Consider the following 22,053-nt stretch of genomic DNA (forward strand, 5'->3'; position numbering starts at 1 on the left):
ATGAAAATCCAAAAACACATCATACAACAGCAGGTTGTTGAGGTAGAATTTTTTGATAAATCTGCCACACAAGATGTGTTTGCACAATTCAGCAGACTTTTTAAAACTAAATTAGGAGATATTACCAACACACTTTTAGATAATACCGTAAATGCTCATCATTTTATTAAGATAGACCAGTTAGAATTAAACATCGGTACATTGACCTATCCGTTTACCGATGATGAATTTGCTGAACTGTACGAGCAGGCATTAGAAAAAGCCTTATTTGATTATGCCACGCTGCACAGCATCAATAATACTGATGAAAAACCGGAAAACACTCAAGATTTCTTGGTAAGCTGTATCGAGTTACTGCATTTTTTTCTGAGCAATGGTGCACTGCCGTGGTGGGCGAGTGGTGACGTGTTTACAAATCCGGATAAAACTTTTTTAAAATTGTTTAGCGAAAACCCTGAACAGCTCAAAGATTTACTTTTTAAAACAGGAGCAGAGGAGCAGGTAAGAAAACGACTTTCGCAGCAATTTAATGATGAAATAATTACAAAAATCATCAAGCTTATAATACCGCTGCAAGTCAATTTTATCAGCCAGTATTTTGATAATGTATTGAAGATTCAGAAGCAGAAACAAATTATTAAAACACAGGAAAAAGTATTTGGACAAGCATTATGGTATTTTATTCTCACGTATTTGTTAGTAGATATGGGTGGACATTTTGAACGCAGGCTTTTTGTAAAAAGAACACTAACTCAAATGGCATCTCATTTTAATGTATCGTACGAAAGTATCTTAAAACTATTATCAGATGCTATTGAGACCCATCCTGATTTAATTCCGACAGATAAAAATTTTACGCTGTTTATAAAAGAGCTTACAGAAGAAACCAAAACAGGTTTAGAGACAAACGAATCTTTAAATGTTGAGGTTTATTTAGAAAAAGAAGTGACAAAAAATCATTTTGAAGCCCTTCATTATTACTTCTTCTTTGGATCATTGCCAGTTAAATATGATTATTATACGCCTCAAAAAATCAGTTTGCTGTTAGATACCATGATCAAAAAACATTCGGAGGAATTTATCCATGTATTTAGAAAACAGCAAAACATAACGCAATTTACAGAACGCTTAATGTTTATTGCACCAGAAACAGCTCTGTTGGACATCATTCGCATTATGGAACCTGCCAATTCTGATTTTATCATAAACTATTATAGAACTACGGTAAAAATTCAGAACAAAAAAAATGTTATTAAAACCAATGAGAAAGAATTAAAAAAAGCAATCCTTAAATTCATTTTTTCCTTTCTCTTTACTTCACATGGCAGTTTGTTTAGTGCTAAAATGTTTGTAGAAAATAATATTAAAAAACTGGCACAGCATTACAATATCGATTATCAGACCTTATTGCTGTTAATGGCGCAAGGTATGGCAGAAGCTCAGGCAATTGTAAAAGATCAGTCTTCGCTGTTTTTTATTTTCACCGAAATTCTGGGCGAAATACGAAACAGCACCATAAACAAACTTGATGTAGAAAATTTTCTATCAGAACATGAAGCGGTTCATAAAGACACAAAAAAAAGTACAAAAGAGAAAATAGATAAAACAGATACTGATAATCTTGTGTTACAAGATCTATTTCTGTTTTGGTTCACACAAGGCACTATACCTTGGTGGGCCAAAGAACAAAAATCAGCAGCTATAGCCGCATTATTTCAGGAACTGGTAATTGCAGAACCAGCTCTTGCTTTATTGGTTATGAAGCAAGCTGTTCAACTGGGTTTTAAAAAGCAGGAAATACTCAACAGCGTCTCAAAATCTGTATTACAGCTTTTGAATGTGTTGCCGCAAAACGAAAGCATTTTAAAAATATGGAACGAGTTGCAGCAATTAGGAGGAATATCGGAACTTGGTATTTCGGCAGACCGTTTACGTAGTCTTTTGCTAAAGTCAATATTAGAAACCTACCATCAATTACAATTTAATTCCTTTGATGTACTGCTTTTTTATGCCATTTTAATAAACTATCTGAAAAACGACATAGGAACATCAGAAACTAAATTAGAAAAATTCTTCGCAGTACAATTTAAAGAAAACAAATTACCTCATCTTAAAAGTTATATAAGCGACACTGTTAAGCAGAAAGATAGCCTTTTAGATATTTATAAATCGGTTTTGTTTCTGGATAGAAATGCATTGCTTACTGCCGACGATTTAGAAAGAAACGACCCATTTTCTTATGATGAATTTAAGCTGTTGACGAAATCAAACGATATGCTCAAAATGTCATTGGCTACCCTGATAGATAAGGCATATGACATTCTAAAATACTATCTACTTCATAACAAATTACCAGATGATATAAAGATTGACGATCAATCTGTAATGGCAAAAATTATAGAGAGATTGGTAATTGTAATTTTCGAAAAAGACCAGAATTTGCTGCATAACCTCATGCGTCAGGATAATGCATCGGCGACGGCCAAAATGACACTGCATACGAACTTCTCAAAACAAAGCAATCAGCAGGGACGAAATATTGCCAATCTGCTTAGCGAATATGAAGAGAAAGATTTTTTAGTTTATATAAAACAAATCTGGAAACAAGATCAGGCCTTTACAAACCTAAACGAAATTATCCATTTTATTAAACATCAGGGCAGTGATCTTGCAAAGCAGCAATTGCACAAACAAGTACTGCAATTAGCGAATACAACTTCACATTATGCCACTATTTACAAAGGCGCAGAATTTACTGCAATGATAAAATCATTGGCAGATAACACCTTACATGACCTCATCACCAGCCATATTTATATCCTGAATTTAGCCGTTAAAGATTCCTTTGAACGCGAAAAACTGTTATTGTATTTTAGAGAATTCAGCTTTTACTGGGCATCACAAAAAAATGCAGAAAATGTTAACCTGTTTTTTTATAGGTTTCTGGCATTTTTAAATTATAAAAAAAACTGGGATATAAAACACCTTTATCAACAGCTTACAAAAGTTTCTGATGCGATAAAACAGCTTAACAATATTTCATTAGAAAATAGAATAGCAGCTATGCAAAAAGATACACAAACCTATCTTACTCAGGATAAATACAAAAACGAAATCCTGTACCATGTTAAAGATGAGGTTTTAAAGAAGCTTGATTTTGAAGAATACGCAAAGCTAACCGAAGAAAAGAAAACCGAATCAGAAATAATCTACCAAGATGAAAACATAAAACTAAAAGAAGGGGAGAAGATCTATATCGAAAATGCCGGATTGGTCTTAGTACATCCGTTTTTAAGTACTTTGTTTGATCGTACCGGTTTAATAAAAAATGGTGAATTTGTTAATGATGAAGCCAAATTTAGAGCGCCGCATTTATTGCAATATCTGGTTAATTATGAGCAGGCAACTCCTGAACATGCTTTACTGCTTAATAAAATTTTATGCGGTATAGAATATCAGGAAGCTTTAACATTGGGCGTTATTTTAACCGAATTAGAAATGGAAACGGCAAATGAACTTCTTTATGTGGTAACACAACAATGGGAAAAATTAAAGAATACTTCGATTACCGGACTTCAGGAAAGTTTTTTACAGCGCAGCGGTTCTTTATGTTTATCGAGCGAAGGCTGGACATTAGTGGTAGAAAACAAAGCTTTTGATGTATTGCTTCAAACGCTTCCCTGGGGATTAAGTTTTATTAAAAATTCATGGATGACTGAACCAATATTTGTAGAATGGAGCTAGATATATTAAAACAAAACGCAGAGACACTTACTGCAGAATTGCAATGGTTAGAAGAAATAATCAATGTACGTATGAGATTATATTGGAACGAGGAGTGCAATTATAAAAGCATTGAAGAAATTCTTCCTCCTGATTTATCCAAAAATAATTCTCCATACGCCGGAATTTTAGACTATTATAAAATTAGTTTTTCAGAACGCATTATTTTATTGCTCGCCTTAGCAGTGCATATACAGCCCAAATTGCTGGATGTTTTCCTGATAAAAAATGCGGCTTACGATAAAGGTTTTACAGAATTTGGCGGTATAAAAGGCCAAAATTTTGGTGGTTTTATACCAACTGGAGAAACAGCAGTTTTCGTATTGGCGGCTAATAATCTTGAGAAACGTTTTAGAATTTCGGAGTTATTCTCGGATCATCATAAATTTAAAAAGTTTAATATTTTAAGCCTTGAATCCATTCCTGCAAACGAACCTTTTTTAAGCGGTGCGCTGACATTATCCTTGGAGTATTTGAGTTACTTTACAAAAGGAACTTCGCATAAACCCGATTTTAATGCCAATTTTCCGGCTAAACTCATTACAACTCAGGCCGTATGGGAAGACTTGGTTATCGAACAAAGCACGCTGACAGAAGTTAAGGAAATTGAAGACTGGATAATTTACGGACCAAAATTACTACACGAATGGGGTTTGCATAAAAAAATTAAACCAGGTTATCGATCTTTATTTTATGGTCCGCCCGGAACAGGAAAAACCATGACAGCCTCGTTATTAGGAAAATCAACGGAATTAGATGTTTACCGAATCGATTTATCTATGGTGGTGTCTAAATTTATTGGTGAAACCGAGAAAAACCTTTCCAATATTTTTGATCAGGCCGAACATAAAAACTGGATATTGTTTTTTGATGAAGCCGATGCACTTTTTGGTAAACGCACCCAAACCAGCAGTTCAAACGACAGATATGCCAATCAGGAAGTATCGTATTTACTGCAGCGTATCGAAGACTTTCCGGGAGTGGTAATTCTGGCAACCAATCTCAAAGCCAATCTGGATGAAGCCTTCAGCAGACGTTTTCAATCGATGATTCATTTTCCAATACCAAGCGCTCTGCAGCGAAAGAAATTATGGGAAAAAGCTTTTGCCGAAAATATTATTCTGGATAGCGATGTCAATCTTGATGAAATTGCTCAAAAATTTGAACTGGCAGGCGGCGCGATAATAAACGTACTGCGATACGTATCGTTAATAGCCATAAAACGAGGAGATAACAAGGTTACAAAAAAAGACATTATAAGCAGTATCAGGAGAGAATTTGGTAAAGAAGGAAAAATAGTCCAGTAAATAAATTATAAAATTTAAAATCATAAGAATATGAGTCTGACAAATTTATTGCTCAAAATGAATCCATTGTTAATGCTCACATTATTCATACTGTTATTTTCCGGAGCAGGAATAGTGGGAACTTATCTGGTACGGAAATACAGTAAACTGGGAGTTGGCAAATCGCATAACGAAGGCATTGCAAATGGTTTTGCAATGACCGGCGGATTGTACGGATTAATCCTGGCATTTGTTGTTTTTCTGGTTTGGGACCAGTACGACGATGCCCAGCAAAACGCCGACATGGAAGCAAGTTTGTGTAAAGGACTTTACAGAGATATTAAATTTTATCCCGCAGATAACAATCAGGAGGCACTTTTGCAAAAGAAAAAACTAACAGCGTCTTATATGTTTTACTTAAAAAATGTCATTACAGAAGATTCATTGCTAAATAACAAAGGGAAAGAATCTCCGGAATACATAGATTATCGATATACTAAAACGGTTAAATCATTTAATACTTTTTACAAAACGCTGGAGCAGATGCGCGACACCGTAACTTATAGAAATGAAAGAATAGAAGCGATGTTCAAACAGCTTAATGACTTGGGAACGTACAGAAATTTAAGAAGCCTGGCCGTCGACTCCGAAATTGATTTTTATATCTGGGTACCGCTTTGGCTTGGCGGTTTTATCATCATGTTGTTTGCTTATTTAATGAACATTGAAAACAAAACACTGCACATTATCATAAATGGATTAATAGGCGCCTTTATCGCACTAGTTTTTTATATTATTGTACTCTCAGATCATCCATTTAACGGCAGAATGCGAATCGACATTGGTAAAACTATAAACCAGATTATCGAATGGGAGAAAACCGGTATGATGGATGAGAAATGATAAAGAAATTTTACTAAACCTTTGTAGTTGGACTGGCGGTCATAAGGATTTGCTGTTTCAGTTTCAGGGTTGCGCTTTTGCGATTATTTGCAAACTGCGCGGTTGCAGTTTGCTGGTTCGTATTATTGTTCTACTCTAAAATATTGTTGCGAGTTTTGTAAGCCACAACTGACTCGATGATAATACCTTGTAAATTTATTTTCTTCATCGAGCGCTGTTTGCTAAATGACTCTAACCTCTTTAATTTTATTTGCGTAAAAATTAATTGAGAATCTGGTGCGATTAATTTCTCTTAAATAACTCTGAACCATTTAATTACTTTAATTAGTAATTTATTATCAAACTACCCAACGCATATTGCTCCCCCTCAAATTCTGCATACAAAAAGCCCTTATTATTAGCAGTATTAACTAACTCCTCATAAAATGGCCTGGTAATACGAGACATATGTCTAGCCTTTTCTTCAAGATTCATTTCTTTTGGATCTTTCGCATACAGTCCAGGGTTCTTTGCGTAATCCTCTTGAAGAATGAGATTGGCAGATTTAAGTTTTGTAACTATTTTTTCACCATATTTAGGAATATGATGCTTATAGCCGGGCTTCGTTAAATCCATTATTTCCGCATCAAAACCATACTTAATAACTATCTGATGCTGTAGTTTCATGTAGTTGTCTTTCTCATCAGGTTTCACAGCTCTTTCACCAGTAGATGGCGATGTCAGAGCCAAGCCCTTTTTCCCATCAACAACCAAGTCCAATCCTTTCGCACTTAAACCTTTCGCAATCGCTGCTACCAATGATGTGCTTTCATCCCCTGTGGTTTCAGGCAATCCGGCACTACAAGCAAGCACAGTGATTCCAGCGATGTGCGCTGGAACTGCTTTTCCATCAGCAGTCAATATATCAACTATTTGGCTTGCTGTAAAATTTTTAATTTTACCCGGTGCCCCATGTTCAAGAAGCATAAGGTCTTCATTAGATTCCATAGTACTAAAGTCCGCATTAACTCCAAAATCAACTACTGGTCCGCCAGCGTAGTCAAGAGCATATTTTAAATTAGTCATGATTACCAAATCATCCTCGGTATCTTTATCATCAAGAGCAAGGGCAACCATTCGCTGTACAGATCGTCCAGCTACCTCAGTCCTACTAGTATTGGTTTTGATAGTGTTATCCCCCGAATAACCTAGCGCTTTTGTCCCCATAACATCAGCTTCATTCTCTAATTCAGCGTCATCATTCACATTAATATTACCTTTCATCTGCAAAGTAGGTTGCACACGGCCTTGTTTTTGCTGCACGACATGCCAGGCTTCATGAGGCAAATGCTTTTCTTGCCCAGATGCGATATGAATATCAGTTCCCTGAGCATAAGCATGAGCCTGTAATTGGGCTGGTTTGTCGGAATTATAATGCACTTTTACATCATCCATTGCATAACCTGAAAGATTTTCAATACCAGATTTTAGATTATCAGGCAAGCCCGTGTTATTTTCTTTTTTTTGTATGGGTAAAGCAAATTTGCCTTGTAAAGGTTCTTCTTCCTCAATACCTTTTTTTTGAACAGGAATAGCTTTCATTTGGAGTTCTTCTTCCTCAACACCTTTTTTCTGAATAGGAATGGCTTTCATTTGCAGTTCTTCTTCTTCAATACCTTGTTTTTGAATTGGAATAGATTTCATTTGCAGTTCTTCTTCTTTAACACCTTTTTTCTGAATTGGCATCGAAAAATTAGCATTTGCCATTGTTTGCAGCTGCATGGCTTGTTTTACCTGCAGACTATTGTTGGCTATTTTTTGTAATTGCATTTGGGTAACAGCAGTTGAAGAAATATTTTTATAAGATAAAGCAGCGGTGCTGTTATTCTTCTTTTGAGTAACCGTATTTGGTGTGGTTTGTTTTTTGTTTTGCTGTATTTTGTCGGTATAAGAATTCATAGTCTGGTTTTTTAACTTTAAATATTTCTTTAACCAATTTCAATGCTTATAGAAGTTGTAGAAATAGGGGTTAACTGTGTCAAATATAATACATTACAATTGATTTTAACAATTGTAAGGTATTTTTTATTTGTTAGATTTTGTCACTTACGGAAATTTGTTTTTTGTGGATATTACAGACAATGGAAATTTGTATTTTTAACCCATCTGCAAAGCAACAAGAAATTATAAAGGAATGGCATTAGTCACAAAAATTAAAACCTATCATTTTCTTCCATACAAATATGGTTCAGAATTGTTGTTAGATATTGGACGCATCGAAACATTGGAAAATTATGTATTAGATAATACGTTACATCAACTTAGTTTTTACGAAGTCCTTTTCATTGAAGAAGGAGCGGGGACTATTACATTAAACGAAAATAAGATGTTAATAAGTCCACAAACGATTATTTTCACAAGTCCGGGACAAGTCCGTTGTTGGGAGATTGAGGAAGAAGTAAGAGGCTATACACTTTTCTTTGAAAAAGATTTTCTTCATCTTTTTTTTTCGGATGAACTATTTTTATATCGGTTTCAATATTTTCATCAATATTCGCATCCAACAGATATGCTGGTATCCGAGATATCATTTAAAAAGTGCCTTGAACTTTTATATGGAATTGAACTAGAGTTTAGGCAGCTTCAGAATGATAGCAGTCATTTGATCAGGTCGCTTCTATATCAATTATTGGTGATTCTCAACCGATATTATGGAGATGCTCACAATGTTCAAAGAGATACTTATGTTCATTTGGATTTTTATAGATTTCGATCTTTATTAGAAAAGAAATTTATAGAGGAGCATAATGTTGAAGCCTATTCGAAAATGCTTACTATCAGCTCAGGATTTCTCAATAAAATTTGCAAACAATTTAGCGGATTGTCAGCCCAACAGATGATTCATTACAAACTGATTTCAGAAATTAAGAAACAACTTAGCCAAAACAAATCTGCAAAAGAGATTTCTTATGAGTTTGGATTCTCAGATCCGTCGAATTTTAATCGTTTCTTTAAAAAATTTACAGGGACTACTCCTCAACAATATCGAAAGAAAATGTAAATGACCATTTTAAGAATAAAATGACCATTTTGGCAGGACGAAAGTATTCTAATTTTACAAAAAAAAGAATATGAAAAATATCACACTTACTTTCCTGTTGTTTATAAGTGTATTCTCCTTACAGGCAGAACAGTTATACGTTAATCCTAAAACTGGTCACGATTCAAATTCTGGCCAGAAAACCCATCCCTTAAAAACACTTGCAGAAGCGGCCAAACGAGTAAACTTAAGCAAAGAACCGGGAGCAACCACAATTTTTCTTTCAGAAGGTGTACACCTATTAACTGAAACAGTTCTATTTACGAATGACAAGTATACCTTAAAAAACCGACTTGTTATCCGTGCGGATATTATGCCTGACGATGCTGACTGGACTCCGCAAAAAATGCCAATTGTAGTAACGGCAGTTCCGCTTTTACCGGGAGTGGGAGGAGAAGAGGCAAAAGGTATACAACCTGAGGTTAGTCATGTAACCATTGAAGGTCTACGATTTACAGGTAGTCCGGATTACTCTTATATGGATGGTAATAATTTGCGTCGTTCCTATCCCATCTGGCGTAATGGGAAAAATTTAGACGATTTGCTCGTAACACAATGCCTGTTTGCAGGAGATCCTGATGTATTGCCGTTGCATGTGGGGGTTATAGCCAATGGTTATGGCCTGGTTATCGATCATTGCGTTTTTTTTAACTGCAAAAATCCCGTTGTTTTTTGGAAAACCGATGGAGGAACCGGTAGTCCTAATGTTATGCGTTATTCATTGGTATATGGTAGTTATTTTAGTGGTGTTTGGACTACACAAAGTACGGATGGAGACAACTTCGACTTTCATCATAACATAATAGCAAATAGCAGTACAGTATGGATAAGAGAAAAAGGAAGTACACGTAATTACAAAGCTTTTGATTGCCTTTTTACAGATTACACCAATCTGGCAGGATATGGAAGTGGACCATTAAGTGATAATGATGCGACATCGACAGATTTTCTAAAAATGAAAAATGTACAAACTACCGGAACTGTAAAAATTGAAAAAGATCAGAGTAAACGTAATTACCTGCAATTAGCAGAAGGTTCAATAGGTTCAAACTTAAAAGCCGGGCTTTTCAAAAAAGAGCAATAAGCTTTTTAAAATTTAATGCCAGGGGATTAGAAAAGTATTAGTTAAAGAAGAAATTAATTATTGCTTTGATAAAAATAATTCGAATTATGAAGTTTCAAATTTAGTAGATTTGTATGGTAGCCCGCTAGAATTAGTATTTACGTTTTTGAATTTTTAAAATGTTTTTTAACCATAATTAGTGAATGATTTATAACCAAGAAAATTTTCCTGAAGTAACTTCAGAACGTAATTTAACTACTACTATTTTTGTATACACATTGTTCGGACTTTTGTTTATCGCAATGCTTGCTTTATTAATAGCACTTCCTTTAAGTATTCAGTTGGAGTATAATAGCCCTATATCGACTGGTGAGATGATTTTCAACCTAATATATTTCCCGATTCTGCTTTGGGGACTTTGGGCACTTTACAAGAATTATAAGCGTCAAAAATTAAAAAAAATTATCCTCATTTCTGTAGATCGGAATGGTATACACCATCACCAGTACAATGGTATTGTTCAGAGTATTTTATACAAACAGCTCGAAAGCAGCAAAGAACCTTATGTAAGTGATATCGATAGAAAAATTGGAACAAAATATTCTCCGGGATATATTTTCGGTTTTCAGGAAGGCAAACAGATTCCGATTCATTTTTCTAAACCTGACAATGGAATGACTTATATCCCGAAAAATAAATATGATCTCATTGGTCATTTTCTGCAGGGTGTAACTTTATTTTGCCCTCATATAAAAATTTCCCAGGCTGTTTATGCTGATTATTTTATAAATCCTACCACTTTTGAATTCAATAAAAAAGCACAAATAATAACCTATATGTTAGTGTTTGTTTTACTTGTAATCATGCTGATTGCTGTCGATTTATTTGTAAAATATACCAAAGGCTTTTCTATATTATTTTGAATACAGATCAATAACTTATTGTAGTAATTAAATTGTTAATATTAATGTAAGGTAATTTTAAAAATGACATAACCTCTGTTTTAATAATACATTGTTTTTTTGATATAAAAATTTTTTTATGGAAAATAACAATGATTTAAGCAGAAGAAGGTTTCTTAGAAATTCTTTATTGGCCGCTGGAGGAGTTTTCATCGCCCCACTTATTGAAAGCTGTAGTAACGATGATAAACCGGATAACAGCGGTGCACCGGATGGACTGAAAAATGAAGGATTTGAGACTGGAGTAGCCAGTTTTGACCCGACAGAAACAGGAGTGATTATCTGGACAAGGTATTCAGTAGGTTCAGATGCTGAAATAACCTGGGAGCTAAGTAAGGATGCCGGATTTTCTCAAGTAATGAGAAAAGGGCAGGCAACAGCATCATCCATAAATGATTTTACAATAGCGGTAGATGTTCAGAATATTACCTCTAATACAAAATATTTTTATAGATTTTATAACGCCAAAACCAAACAGGTAACTGTTATCGGGGAAACACGCACACTGCCCTCTAAAGCAGATAGTGTAAATGATGTAAAAATGGCTGTTGTTTCCTGTTCTAATTTTCCGGCAGGACTTTTTAATGTGTATGGTGCGATCGCTTCCTCAGATGCAGATGTAGTGGTTCATCTTGGAGATTATATTTACGAATATGCGCCGGGACAATATGGAACAAATCCATTTACCAATTCTCTGGGTAGAGAACATAAACCCGCCAGAGAGATTTTAAGCCTAAATGATTACAGAGAGCGTTACAGACAATACAGAGGAGATAAAAATCTTCAGCTTCTTCATCAAAAAAAGCCTTTTATATGTGTTTGGGATGACCATGAGTTTGCCAATGATACTTATAAATCCGGTGCAGAAAATCATCAGCCTGCCGAAGGAGATTTTCAGATGAGAAAAATGGCCGCTTTTCAGGCTTACAGCGAATATATTCCTCTTAAAACAGGAAAAGATCTTAGAATTTACAGAAGTTTTAATTTTGGTAATATTCTTTCGCTTTATATGATGGATACCAGAGTTATTGCCAGAGATAAACAGATGAGTTATTCTGATTATATTGATAATGTCGGGAATTTTGACCAGACAAAATTTAGAACCGATCTTTTAAGTGCAAACAGAAAATTGATTGGAAGCGAACAAATGACGTGGCTGGGATCACAGATTAATGCAGATACTGCTAAATGGAAAGTATTAGGACAGCAGATCCTGATGACAAAAATGCTGATTCCTGCAGAGCTGCTGCTGCTTTTGAATCAGGTTTTAGCAGAAGTAGATCATTTTGGAAGTGCACAGCCGGCAACTATGCAGGCGCTTATTGGTGCAATCTCTGAACTTGTTGTAATTAAAATGAGATACAAACAAAGTGATCCGTCTTTAACTACTCAGGAAATTGCGAGAGTTACGACAACTTTGCCTTATAATCTGGATGCCTGGGACGGTTATTTTGCAGAAAGAGAACAATTGTATGCTATACTTTCCGGTAAAAATGTTGTGGTGCTGGCCGGAGATACGCATAATGCCTGGATGGGTAAACTGACTAATATGCAGGGGAAATTTATAGGTACTGAAATTGCTTGTAGTTCTGTTTCTTCGCCAGGATTAGAAGCTTATCTTGGAATTACATCCGATCCTAAAAAGGCGATAGAATTAGCACAAGCATTTACAGTTTTGATAGATGATTTAGAATATGCAAATTTATACAAGCGAGGATATACCTATCTTAAATTTACACCATCTGGTTCTGAAGCTGAATGGCGATTTGTAGATAGTGTAACAACTGAAACTACAACTACTATTACAGAAAAAAAATATACGATAGCATAGGAATTTCATTTAGTATTAATTGATTTTTTCAGAAGTTATTTCTTCACTTTTTAAATAAGTACTAAAATTTTAAAAGCCATCTTAGTAATGAAAACTGAGATGGCTTTTTTTGTTTATTCTGATGAAATGTTCTAAAAATTAATCCATTTTAAACCTAGCATAAACTCCAGTTTTTATCCAGGAATTCATCCTCTCCGGGCTCTTCTGTTTTATAAGCAATTGCTTCCGGAATAGACGTTTTAGGTATGTTTACATGTATAATGGTATTTTCTTTAATATCGTCAAGCTGCTTTATAACGTCCTCGAGTTCGTCGAGAGTATTGACTTCAAAACCTTTGCCTCCAAATACATCAACGAGTTTCGCATATTTCCAGCGATGCATTTCGTTGTAATCATAAACGTTGTTTAAATCGGGAACGCTATATTCAACTTTGTCCGCACCACGAAAGGGATTTGGATTAACAAGCATTTGTTCAATACCATAAATGCCATTATCCAAAACAAAAACAATGGTGTCGTGTTTCAGTTTATTCTGTGTAGATATAGCCTGACAAGTTTCCTGAAAAGCACCGTCCCCAACAAATACTACCGGTCTTTTATCAGGTCTGGCACATTTTATTCCGGTTGCTGCAGGAACAGAATAACCTATCGAAAGCCATGATGCCTGTGCTACGAATCCGTTAGGTTCTGCAATACGAATACCCTGAGCACCCAATAAAGGAAAACCCGCATCGGCAACTACTATATGCCTCTCGTCTATAAAACTATTGATTCGGCTGAAAAACGTATCATAAGTAAGCGCTGGTTTTCCTCTTTTTGTTGTACTGTTATTAGCCAGGAAAAATGACTCAGGCAGCTGCTCAGCATCATACATTTCGTATGCACTAAAAGTAACTTTGGTAAGTTCTTCTTTCAGGAATATCATAAAATCTCTTAGCGATACATTGGCCACATAAGAAGCCCCAATACGTACACCGCTATGATTAGCAAGTACAGTATCTTCTTTCCATACATCAAAACCACCCAGATTTTTGCCGGTCGTCCAAACACCAAGACCAATTTTTAGCTGAGCTTTTGAAAATTTTTCCATGACATCTTTTGGCGATGCCTTGCCATTAAAAACTCCTTTGAATTTAGGATGATTTTCAGAGACGATTGATTTTCCGAGTATAGAAGTTACAAATTCGGTATCGGTAGTTTCAATCAGATCCAGAAATTCTTTTTGGATACCATAGCGTTGAATCTCAATACCGCCCCAGAAAATAATTTCTTTTCCTTTTGCCATTGCAGCAACTCTTTGAGCAGCCTTGCGTGCACTTGTCTGACATTTAGATGCCTCTCTTTCTACTAATGGAGCGAAAGGCGGATTGCATTCCATTCGCCATACGTCTTCAAAAACTTCAAGATAAACAGGTCTTCCATATAAAATACAGGCATTTAAAACGGAATCAATTTTATAAGGAGCATCTGATGAGCCTGTAACTTGTTCTGCCGCAACGGTAACATTTCGAAACACATTGATATTACTGTACATATCACCTGTCATGTGTGATGCCAGCATACCCTGAACAAGGCTTCTTTGCTGGTCTTTATTAGTCGGAGCTCCATTAATAACAAGTACGGGACAATGTTCTACATAAGAACCCGCCACCGAATTAAGCAGCGTAAATGCTCCTACGCCATACGTTACCGCTACTGCAGCGAAACCGTTTTGACGTGCGTAGGCATCAGTGCAATGTCCGGCGTTTATTTCATTCGTGTCGTTAACAATTTTAATTTTTGCATTTTTGTCTTCTTGAATGGTATTCAAAAACGGCGCGGTATAATTGCCTGCAATTCCAAATAAATGAGTAAGTCCTAATTGTTCAAGACGTATCTGCAGGTATTTTGCAACGGTAATTTTTTGCTGTGACATCTTAAATTGGGTTATTCAGGTTACCAGTATTTTCGTTGACTTCGAGTGCAGTACGGATTCCGGACTCGATGGCACCTTCAATCCAGGCATGTTTTAGCGAAGTATGTTCTCCGGCAAAGTGTGCTTTTCCGTTCCATTCAGTTGAGATGATATGACGCTGCAATAATTGCAACTGTCCTGGATTAAATATTGCCGCTTCACCATAAGCATACGGGTCGCGCATCCAGCTTTGTGTTGCTGCACCAATTAATTTTCCGCCTTTCTTTTTATAGTCCTTAATGCTCGAGGTAATTACGGCAAGATCTATAATGCGCTGCTGTTCTTTCTCGTCATCAGAGTGCATAATGGCAAGATTTTTAAGTGCATAAAAATATCGGTCGTCATCATCCATAGAATCCCAGCGGCTTGCTTCATCAGACCAGCAATACGATGCCAGCACGACACCATGTCCTTTAGCTCCCAAATCATTACTTGGATAATAAGTGAAACGGTTTGAAAAATCAGTAATCGTACCGCCGCCAACAATATTATAAGGTGCTTCCTGCCACCATTTTTCACGAAATTCTAATAATATTTTAGTAGCAGAATCGTAGTGTAGTTCTCGGATCGCTTTTCGTTTTTGCTGTTTGAATTGAGGTGTTACATATACATGTCTTAGTGCCGAAAAAGGGATGGTGACAATTACTTCATCAAACTCCAGATCACTCACCGGCGTTTTTAATGCTTTAAATCCTGCATCTTCATAAAACTGAAAGTCCCGTTGTACTTCAATATCCACTTCTATTTTTACCTTGTTGTTAACGAGCATCATTTTGGTCATTCTGCAATCAAAATAGGTGTTTTCTTCAAGATTATGAGCTTTAAAGAATTCATTTGGCAGCAGGTCGCTTCCGCCAACAATTTCCAAAAATCGAGTAGAATCCTTGATGATATTTTGCTCAATAAAACTTTGTATAAAATCGTAAGACATTCTGGATTCCAGATTTTGCAGCACTCCAATCATTTCGATGGCATTCTCTGAATACATAGAATTTTCTTTTAAGAAACGACGCATCGAATATTCTCCGTAACGCTCGATCAGCAAAGGCCAGTTTTTCTCAGGATCTTCTGCAATAAAAGCCTTAAGCGGATTAATAATATTGGCCATTAATTGGTCGGCACGCATATTTTCGCTGCTGCCCAGATGAAAGTCCAATAGTTTGTTTACATCGACTTTAGTTCCATCTTTTCGGATATATTCATTCTGCACAACGCGTTTGCGGTTAACATAGAAAAGAGAATTTCTAGTAACCTCAGGCTCTGGTTTAGAAGGGTCTGCCTGATATGCGATAGCCTGTTTTTTATCGACAGACAAATAATAAAAAGGCTCAGTTTTGAGTCCGAGTTTATCAATGTATTTGAGCACCATCTGGTGTATGGTCGGGATACGCATTGCACCGGCTTCGCCATAAACAGTGTCGTCTTCAAAATATTTTTTGTTTTCAGAATTTCTGAAAGTCTTAATCCTACCGCCAACACGAGTGTTTGATTCGACTATCGTAACATTATGTCCGGCTTCTTTTAATAAAGCCGCGGCTACCATTCCGGCCATTCCGGCACCAATGATTAATACGTCTTTTGGTTTATCCGTACATGGGATTCCCCCGTCAATGTATTTTAAGTAGTCTTGGATAATGGCGTCGTTGTCTTCGTCAAGTAAGCCGTGTAAATAGTTTTCCATGATTAGGTAGTTTAGTTATTGGGTTATTGTTTTTGGGAAATGAAATTATTTATAAATTAACTCACTTAAATCTTGATTTTTAAGCGTAATTCTACCTGTTTTTGTATGTAGAATGTTTGATTTTTAATGTTTTAGCTTAAACTCGAAAAAAATGAGCAGTTATCCAGGATTCTTTCCAACTGTTCCAAACTTCATCAAATGAAGAGGCATTTTCTTTATATTGTGTTTTAAATAGTTCTTTAGCTTCAGCAATATTGGTTTGTTGTTTCAAATAAGTCAAAAACTCAAATTGTTCTTTATGCAAATCATAAATAGCTAGTTTAAATTTGTGTCGCAGGACTACAGAATAACTTTCATTTTCAGAAGGCAAATGGGGTTGTTTTTCATTTTTAAAATCAGAATAGTATTTTCGAACAGGAAACTTAAATTTAAACAACTCACATATTGGTACGAGTTGTAGATTATTTTCATCCTTATCGATCGTAGCTAATGGATAATCTTCTTCGGCTTTCATTTCAAAAATAACTCCGATGGCATATTCAAATCGGGCGAGTTCGATCATGAAATCAATCCAGTCTTCTTTGATATTTTCATGAGCATCTGGTCTGTTCTTTTCAAGATAGTCTGCAAAATGAGCTCCTAAATAGGCTAAGTTATAGTTCTGCGAAGGCTTTGAAGCGAGATAATCATCGGCGAAAGCGCAAAATAGAGCCTCGCCTAAGGCATATTCTAAGGCACTAAATTGCTGCGACATACAGTTTCGCAAACGTGCAATATAACTTCTTTGGTAAATGCCCAAATGTTCCTGTGCGGTAAGTTTTTCAGAATGACAAATCACATCTTCAATTGAAGCAGCATTTAATTGATCCGAAAGCAAATCACTGGGATTGATGCTCGTTTGTTGGTAAGGATCCAGTAAAAGTTGCTGCATCCAATGTTGGAAATTTTTTAATGGTATTTTGACCGTTTGCTGCATTTTTTGTGCTTATATAAATTTATTCATTTCAAAAAGATTCAATGGGTTTGAAACCTGTTCTTTATCCATAAAATGGACTTCATTTTGAACTCCAACAAAGGTTTCATCCATATATTGTTTTGATTTTAGTAACTCGGAATGATACACATCGAAGGACGGAATATTCCCATCCCATTCTAATAAAACCGATGCTTCATTTGCCAGTTGATAAGCCAGTTGAAATAATTTCCATACCTGAGAATTCACTTCTCGATCGTGTGTGTCAATAATATAATTGCCACAATTTTGATGACCGGCCAAATGCATTTGTACAATCTTATCATGCGGAATTCCTTTGATATATTCTACGGGATCAAAATCATTATTGAAAGAAGAGACATAAACATTGTTGACATCCAGAAGTAATCCACAACCAGTTTCTTCGGTCATTATTCGTAAAAATTCCCATTCCGGAAGCGTAGAATTATTAAAGGCTGCATAAGTACTTGGATTTTCGACAATCAATGGTCGTTCTAAATAGTCCTGCACCTGATTGATTCTATTACAAACGTGTTTTAATGATTCATCATTTAGCGGAAGCGGAAGTAAATCGTGCGAATTGGTTGTTAAAACTCCTGTCCAGCACAAATGGTCGCTAACCCAGGCAGGTTGTACCTCAGTTGCCAATTGTTTTAAACTCTTGAGGTATTCAAAATTTAACGGATCAGTACTTCCAATAGACAACGATACCCCGTGCATAACTACGGGATATCGTTCTGCTATTTGATGTAAGATGTATCTTGGGCGTCCATGCGAATCCATAAAGTTCTCAGAAATTACTTCAAACCAATCTACGGCAGGATTCTTCTTTAGAATATGCTCAAAATGCTGGCTTCTAAGTCCTAAACCCAATCCTAAATTGGGTAATCCGAGTCTAGTAGCCATTCTTTTTTGGTTTACAATTTGAAAGACTCTCCGGTAGTTTTTCTGCACTTTCCTGTTCCATCTTTAAAACTCTTTTCTCTGCTGCAGCCTTTCTTTCAGCAGGATTATTTATGTAAGAGCAAGATCTTGAACCACTTTGTCCACAAGAAGAATAATCCTGACCTGTTGTATGGCGAATGGTGTTTACGTAGTCATCACTTGGTCCATATGGTAAAGGGGCTGGGCCAAATTCCTCTCCATTTTCTTTTCTTTTTTCTTCGAAACGTATTCTGGCTAATTGCCAAACGCTAAGCCCTCTGTTGGGACCCTGAGCCATAAAACGAGAAGATAAAATGGGTACACCACAGCTTCCTTGATAGCGGCATTCATTTTGACCCGGATGACAAAATTCTTCGGTAGTTCCAAAAATTCCACAACCACCTTGACCTTTACAGGCATTTAAGGTGTGACAAGGATGACCAACTGCTGTTGAGCAATCGCCTGTTCCTGCACAATCATTATTTCCTGAATATCCTGCATTTTTGCATGAGTTAAGCCCCATACATACATGAAGTTCTCTGTTTACTAATTCTGACATAATATATTTTTTTAATGATGATGTGTATAAGGTGTATTTGGTACTTTAGGAATATCGGCTACAATGCTGTAATCTAATCCTACATCTGGCAGAGCAGGAAAATAATTTTCGCTTTTTGTTGCCCAGCCCCAGTTGACAGGATCTGCTTTAGCCAATTGATCGACGATATTCATAATTTGTGCTTTTGGTCTCACGAAACTTTGCTCAAACGAAAAAGGTTCAAATGTAAGGGCACCTCTGTAAGCTGCATTGCCTTTGTTGTAAGTGTACTGATTGATTTGGTTTCCAACACCACTCAAAAGCCAGATCATCGATTTATGAATACCGTACATAAATAAATCATATTGGGTACTTTCGTCTTTGTGATAGCAGGCTTCGATCATTAAAAGAATATAAGCAAAAACGGCATTACCCAATTGTGAACACAATGCCAGTGCCTGATTACCGGAAGCAACATAATCGGCTGTTTTGGGATTAGCATCAGTATCATAAACAAAATAACTAAAGAAATCGTCTAAGCCCTGAATCTTACGAAACTTTTCCTGATAGTAACCACCAAAAGAGTAGGCTTCCAGAAATTTGGCAAAATGAGCCAATTCTTTTCCTGTATCATCATAATCACCTGGCCAAAAATCTGCCTTTCCATCAATAATTTTCATTGGCTCAGGCATTTTATTTTCGCCCCATTCTAAGATATGTTGTGGTTTTTTGTCAGTACTTTGTCCTTCTCCCTGTTCGATAATACGATGTAAAGCTTCAATTGCCGAATCAGCATCATGTACTCCAACGAGTCCGCCACTGTCATCATGATTTGCGAACTGAGGATTGTGATCTCGGTCATAATGCACAGTGTTCATAGAATTTTGAGAATAGAATGGTCTTGGACGTCCTGAATCATCTGGAGGAAGCAATTGTGGTCTGTAATTATATGGCCCGGGAAAATCTTCTTTTACACACGCAATAATCATTTCATATAAGCGACCAATGGTTTGATAATCAATTGTATTTAGTAATTGCTTGTCTGCGTAAGGATCTTTAAATGGTTCAGGACTTTCTATCTGCAGGAAAGTAGTCAATTGCTTTAATGATAATTTTGCAGCATTAATTTGGAACTCAGGAATATGTCCGTCTAATTGTGTTGGAAATGACAATACTTTTCCAATTCCCATAAGATCCGGTGCAGTTTGACAAACAGCTTGTTTGACATTGCATGCGAGAGCCAGGTGCAGCATTTCTTCGATAACAACACTCATGATTAAGGCAGCTGACTTATTAGAGTATACCAATATGTCAAGCTTCAGTTCTTGTGCCAATTCATCAATTTCTTCGTCAGTACGTTCGCCGGCTTGAGAAAGCTGAGCATGAATTTTAGCATACAATTTGTCCTGATCCTGTGCTCTGTTTATCGAATAATAGGTAGATAAATACGTTGGGATAGTAGCAAGTTCAAGCGCAATTACCTGTTGCATTACATCTTTGATATTTTCCTTTGTTACCTTATTCGAAAGTGTAAAGAGTTTTTTGGTTTTCATGTAGTTAATTTTTTTTGGGGATAGGTTTATTTTGTGTCTTTGTTGTTTTAAACTTTTATGCGTACCTGTAAACTGCCAATATTATCAGCTAATCCGGCTCCGTATTCAGCATTCAGATCATCGTTGATGCATAATTTTAATGTACCGCTTTGTCCTGCAGGAGTATTAACAGGTCCGTTTCCAATTAAGAACGGAGCATTATTTCCTACTTGGCCAATAAGGGCTCCCATATTCACATTTTGAAGCGGATAACCTGATTGTGTTACAATAATGCCCGGGCAGCCATTTGCACCGTACAAATTACCATTGTTTGTTCCGGGATCAGCAGTCCATTGACCTGACTTGTAGCTTATAGTTACAGGGTTTCCAGGTTGTACGGTAATACCTGTATTTTGCCATGGTTGAGTTGCATTAACTTGTGCGAATGTTTCTACCAATTGCAAAGTATTGGCATCAATATGCAGAAATTCAGTAGCGACGCCATTAACTAAAAACTGTAAAACAATATTTTGAATGTATTGTAACTGAACTGTTCCGTTACTCAAAGTTTCAACATACCAGGTGGTGTTCATTGAAATCACTTTTCCAAAAGAATTTTCAAAATTAATGTTGGTTACTCCGCCACCTTGATTAGTGGTACTTACCGTAATGCTGGAAAAGTTTGTAACTGTTATCCCATTGGCATTTAAAGCATTCAATTGTTGGGTTAAAACTGTTGATGGATCAATAATGGTAGGGTCGATAAAGGGTAATTGAGTTCTGTCGGCAGTTGGAAAAATCGGATTGCCTGTTCCGGTAACAACTGGTCCTCCCACCATCAAAATGGAAACGCCGTGTGGTACCGAAATTTGTTTGTTGTATTGAGTGGCTGGATTTTGTGTGGGAATTAAAGTATTGTCAGGAACTGTACCCGGCCCATAAGGTCCTTCCAGTTGAGGTTGTATAGCGTGGTAAAGCCAAGTGCCGTTTTCGGCATGAATTAAGGTGTTTTCTATGGGTTGAGCCCCGTTTGGATCGGCATTGTTAGCAATGTACACTCTTTGTTCATAAAAGAGTACACCACTTGTTTGTGTATATCGACCCTCGCGATTTGGTGCTCCACCCGCTATAGCTGAAAAAGAAATTTCTTCAAAATAAGGGAAGTTTTTAGTGATATAACCATTTATAGTATCTGCCTGAGGCAATGGCATAACGTTGTAACCCGTAGCTTCGGCTCCCGTGGGACTGTTCCAGGTACCAATAAAACTATTTAAAAGCCCGATATTGGAAGTACCAATAACTGGTGGCTGATTGGTTGTTGTTACAATTGGAGTTGTAATGTCAGGTATTACAGCTGCTGTAGCTGTTTGTTGCGCCAGATAAGGGCAAGTTTGTTGTTGTAGGTTAGTTGAATTTTCCATTTTATTGATTTTTGTTAATAGTGCTTTTTGGGGCAATTAAATCTCATTTGTTAAAGTGATCACGAGTTCCACTTTTGCGTTATACTACGATACTCTAACTCG

General features: G+C 36.3%; 15 protein-coding genes. 7 read left to right on the forward strand and 8 right to left on the reverse strand.

Going from position 1 to position 22,053, the window contains the following annotated elements; genetic code table 11:
* The 3 genes from A4F88_RS09450 to A4F88_RS09460 are packed head-to-tail and all read left to right on the forward strand — an operon-like array spanning nucleotide 1 to nucleotide 5,972.
* On the forward strand, nucleotides 1-3,744 hold the full coding sequence (locus tag A4F88_RS09450; RefSeq protein WP_068842366.1) for a contractile injection system tape measure protein: 3,744 nt from the start codon (nucleotides 1-3) through the stop codon (nucleotides 3,742-3,744).
* On the forward strand, nucleotides 3,735-5,090 hold the full coding sequence (locus tag A4F88_RS09455) for an ATP-binding protein (protein ID WP_068842367.1): 1,356 nt from the start codon (nucleotides 3,735-3,737) through the stop codon (nucleotides 5,088-5,090). Before A4F88_RS09450 ends, A4F88_RS09455 begins: the two co-directional genes overlap by 10 nt.
* A 30-nt stretch (nucleotides 5,091-5,120) precedes the next feature.
* On the forward strand, nucleotides 5,121-5,972 hold the full coding sequence (locus A4F88_RS09460) for a bestrophin-like domain (protein ID WP_068842368.1): 852 nt from the start codon (nucleotides 5,121-5,123) through the stop codon (nucleotides 5,970-5,972).
* Nucleotides 5,973-6,296: 324 nt separating this feature from the next.
* On the opposite strand, the gene A4F88_RS09465 is transcribed toward A4F88_RS09460, so the two are convergent.
* The gene (locus tag A4F88_RS09465) at nucleotides 6,297-7,910 is read right to left on the reverse strand and encodes an eCIS core domain-containing protein (RefSeq protein WP_068842369.1); all 1,614 of its coding nucleotides are present in this window, start codon (nucleotides 7,908-7,910) and stop codon (nucleotides 6,297-6,299) included.
* Nucleotides 7,911-8,145: 235 nt separating this feature from the next.
* On the opposite strand from A4F88_RS09465, the gene A4F88_RS09470 reads away from it, so the two are divergent.
* From A4F88_RS09470 to A4F88_RS09485, 4 genes are all read left to right on the forward strand, one after another.
* The gene (locus A4F88_RS09470) at nucleotides 8,146-9,012 is read left to right on the forward strand and encodes a helix-turn-helix domain-containing protein (protein ID WP_068842370.1); all 867 of its coding nucleotides are present in this window, start codon (nucleotides 8,146-8,148) and stop codon (nucleotides 9,010-9,012) included.
* A 70-nt stretch (nucleotides 9,013-9,082) separates the two neighbouring features.
* Nucleotides 9,083-10,135: a hypothetical protein gene (locus A4F88_RS09475; protein WP_068842371.1), complete on the forward strand. Its 1,053-nt coding sequence runs from the start codon at nucleotides 9,083-9,085 to the stop codon at nucleotides 10,133-10,135.
* Between the two features lie 182 nt (nucleotides 10,136-10,317).
* Nucleotides 10,318-11,037 (forward strand): hypothetical protein, encoded by a 720-nt coding sequence (locus tag A4F88_RS09480; RefSeq protein ID WP_068842372.1) that lies wholly within the window; start codon nucleotides 10,318-10,320, stop codon nucleotides 11,035-11,037.
* Nucleotides 11,038-11,155: 118 nt separating this feature from the next.
* Nucleotides 11,156-12,907: an alkaline phosphatase D family protein gene (locus tag A4F88_RS09485; RefSeq protein WP_068842373.1), complete on the forward strand. Its 1,752-nt coding sequence runs from the start codon at nucleotides 11,156-11,158 to the stop codon at nucleotides 12,905-12,907.
* 154 nt (nucleotides 12,908-13,061) lie between these two features.
* Here A4F88_RS09485 and A4F88_RS09490 read toward each other — a convergent pair whose 3' ends face one another.
* The 7 genes from A4F88_RS09490 to A4F88_RS09520 form a co-directional block, all read right to left on the reverse strand.
* A complete protein-coding gene (locus A4F88_RS09490) occupies nucleotides 13,062-14,822 on the reverse strand; it encodes an alpha-keto acid decarboxylase family protein (RefSeq protein ID WP_068842374.1) in 1,761 nt (586 codons plus the stop codon).
* A 1-nt stretch (nucleotide 14,823) separates the two neighbouring features.
* Entirely contained in the window at nucleotides 14,824-16,542 is a 1,719-nt protein-coding gene (locus tag A4F88_RS09495) for a flavin monoamine oxidase family protein (RefSeq protein WP_068842375.1), read from the reverse strand.
* 136 nt (nucleotides 16,543-16,678) lie between these two features.
* On the reverse strand, nucleotides 16,679-17,473 hold the full coding sequence (locus A4F88_RS09500) for an HvfC/BufC N-terminal domain-containing protein (RefSeq protein WP_162268792.1): 795 nt from the start codon (nucleotides 17,471-17,473) through the stop codon (nucleotides 16,679-16,681).
* 54 nt (nucleotides 17,474-17,527) lie between these two features.
* The gene (bufB, locus tag A4F88_RS09505; protein ID WP_068842377.1) at nucleotides 17,528-18,442 is read right to left on the reverse strand and encodes an MNIO family bufferin maturase; all 915 of its coding nucleotides are present in this window, start codon (nucleotides 18,440-18,442) and stop codon (nucleotides 17,528-17,530) included.
* Entirely contained in the window at nucleotides 18,432-19,019 is a 588-nt protein-coding gene (locus tag A4F88_RS09510) for a hypothetical protein (RefSeq protein WP_143155037.1), read from the reverse strand. Before A4F88_RS09510 ends, bufB begins: the two co-directional genes overlap by 11 nt.
* Nucleotides 19,020-19,030: 11 nt before the next feature.
* Nucleotides 19,031-20,551: a ferritin-like domain-containing protein gene (locus A4F88_RS09515; protein WP_068842379.1), complete on the reverse strand. Its 1,521-nt coding sequence runs from the start codon at nucleotides 20,549-20,551 to the stop codon at nucleotides 19,031-19,033.
* Between the two features lie 47 nt (nucleotides 20,552-20,598).
* Nucleotides 20,599-21,951: a heme-binding protein gene (locus tag A4F88_RS09520; RefSeq protein WP_068842380.1), complete on the reverse strand. Its 1,353-nt coding sequence runs from the start codon at nucleotides 21,949-21,951 to the stop codon at nucleotides 20,599-20,601.
* Nucleotides 21,952-22,053 lie beyond the last annotated feature (102 nt).

Source organism: Flavobacterium chilense (assembly GCF_001602525.1).
Lineage (GTDB): Bacteria > Bacteroidota > Bacteroidia > Flavobacteriales > Flavobacteriaceae > Flavobacterium > Flavobacterium chilense.

What these genes read in the sequence shown, in the direction of transcription:
- A4F88_RS09510 (WP_143155037.1), bottom strand. Translation starts at nt 19,019, where the DNA reads ATGTCAGAATTAGTAAACAGAGAACTTCATGTATGTATGGGGCTTAAC.
- A4F88_RS09485 (WP_068842373.1), top strand. Translation starts at nt 11,156, where the DNA reads ATGGAAAATAACAATGATTTAAGCAGAAGAAGGTTTCTTAGAAATTCT.
- A4F88_RS09495 (WP_068842375.1), bottom strand. Translation starts at nt 16,542, where the DNA reads ATGGAAAACTATTTACACGGCTTACTTGACGAAGACAACGACGCCATT.
- A4F88_RS09460 (WP_068842368.1), top strand. Translation starts at nt 5,121, where the DNA reads ATGAGTCTGACAAATTTATTGCTCAAAATGAATCCATTGTTAATGCTC.
- A4F88_RS09520 (WP_068842380.1), bottom strand. Translation starts at nt 21,951, where the DNA reads ATGGAAAATTCAACTAACCTACAACAACAAACTTGCCCTTATCTGGCG.
- A4F88_RS09465 (WP_068842369.1), bottom strand. Translation starts at nt 7,910, where the DNA reads ATGAATTCTTATACCGACAAAATACAGCAAAACAAAAAACAAACCACA.
- A4F88_RS09470 (WP_068842370.1), top strand. Translation starts at nt 8,146, where the DNA reads ATGGCATTAGTCACAAAAATTAAAACCTATCATTTTCTTCCATACAAA.
- A4F88_RS09455 (WP_068842367.1), top strand. Translation starts at nt 3,735, where the DNA reads ATGGAGCTAGATATATTAAAACAAAACGCAGAGACACTTACTGCAGAA.
- A4F88_RS09480 (WP_068842372.1), top strand. Translation starts at nt 10,318, where the DNA reads ATGATTTATAACCAAGAAAATTTTCCTGAAGTAACTTCAGAACGTAAT.
- A4F88_RS09475 (WP_068842371.1), top strand. Translation starts at nt 9,083, where the DNA reads ATGAAAAATATCACACTTACTTTCCTGTTGTTTATAAGTGTATTCTCC.
- A4F88_RS09500 (WP_162268792.1), bottom strand. Translation starts at nt 17,473, where the DNA reads ATGCAGCAACTTTTACTGGATCCTTACCAACAAACGAGCATCAATCCC.
- bufB (WP_068842377.1), bottom strand. Translation starts at nt 18,442, where the DNA reads ATGGCTACTAGACTCGGATTACCCAATTTAGGATTGGGTTTAGGACTT.
- A4F88_RS09490 (WP_068842374.1), bottom strand. Translation starts at nt 14,822, where the DNA reads ATGTCACAGCAAAAAATTACCGTTGCAAAATACCTGCAGATACGTCTT.
- A4F88_RS09515 (WP_068842379.1), bottom strand. Translation starts at nt 20,551, where the DNA reads ATGAAAACCAAAAAACTCTTTACACTTTCGAATAAGGTAACAAAGGAA.
- A4F88_RS09450 (WP_068842366.1), top strand. Translation starts at nt 1, where the DNA reads ATGAAAATCCAAAAACACATCATACAACAGCAGGTTGTTGAGGTAGAA.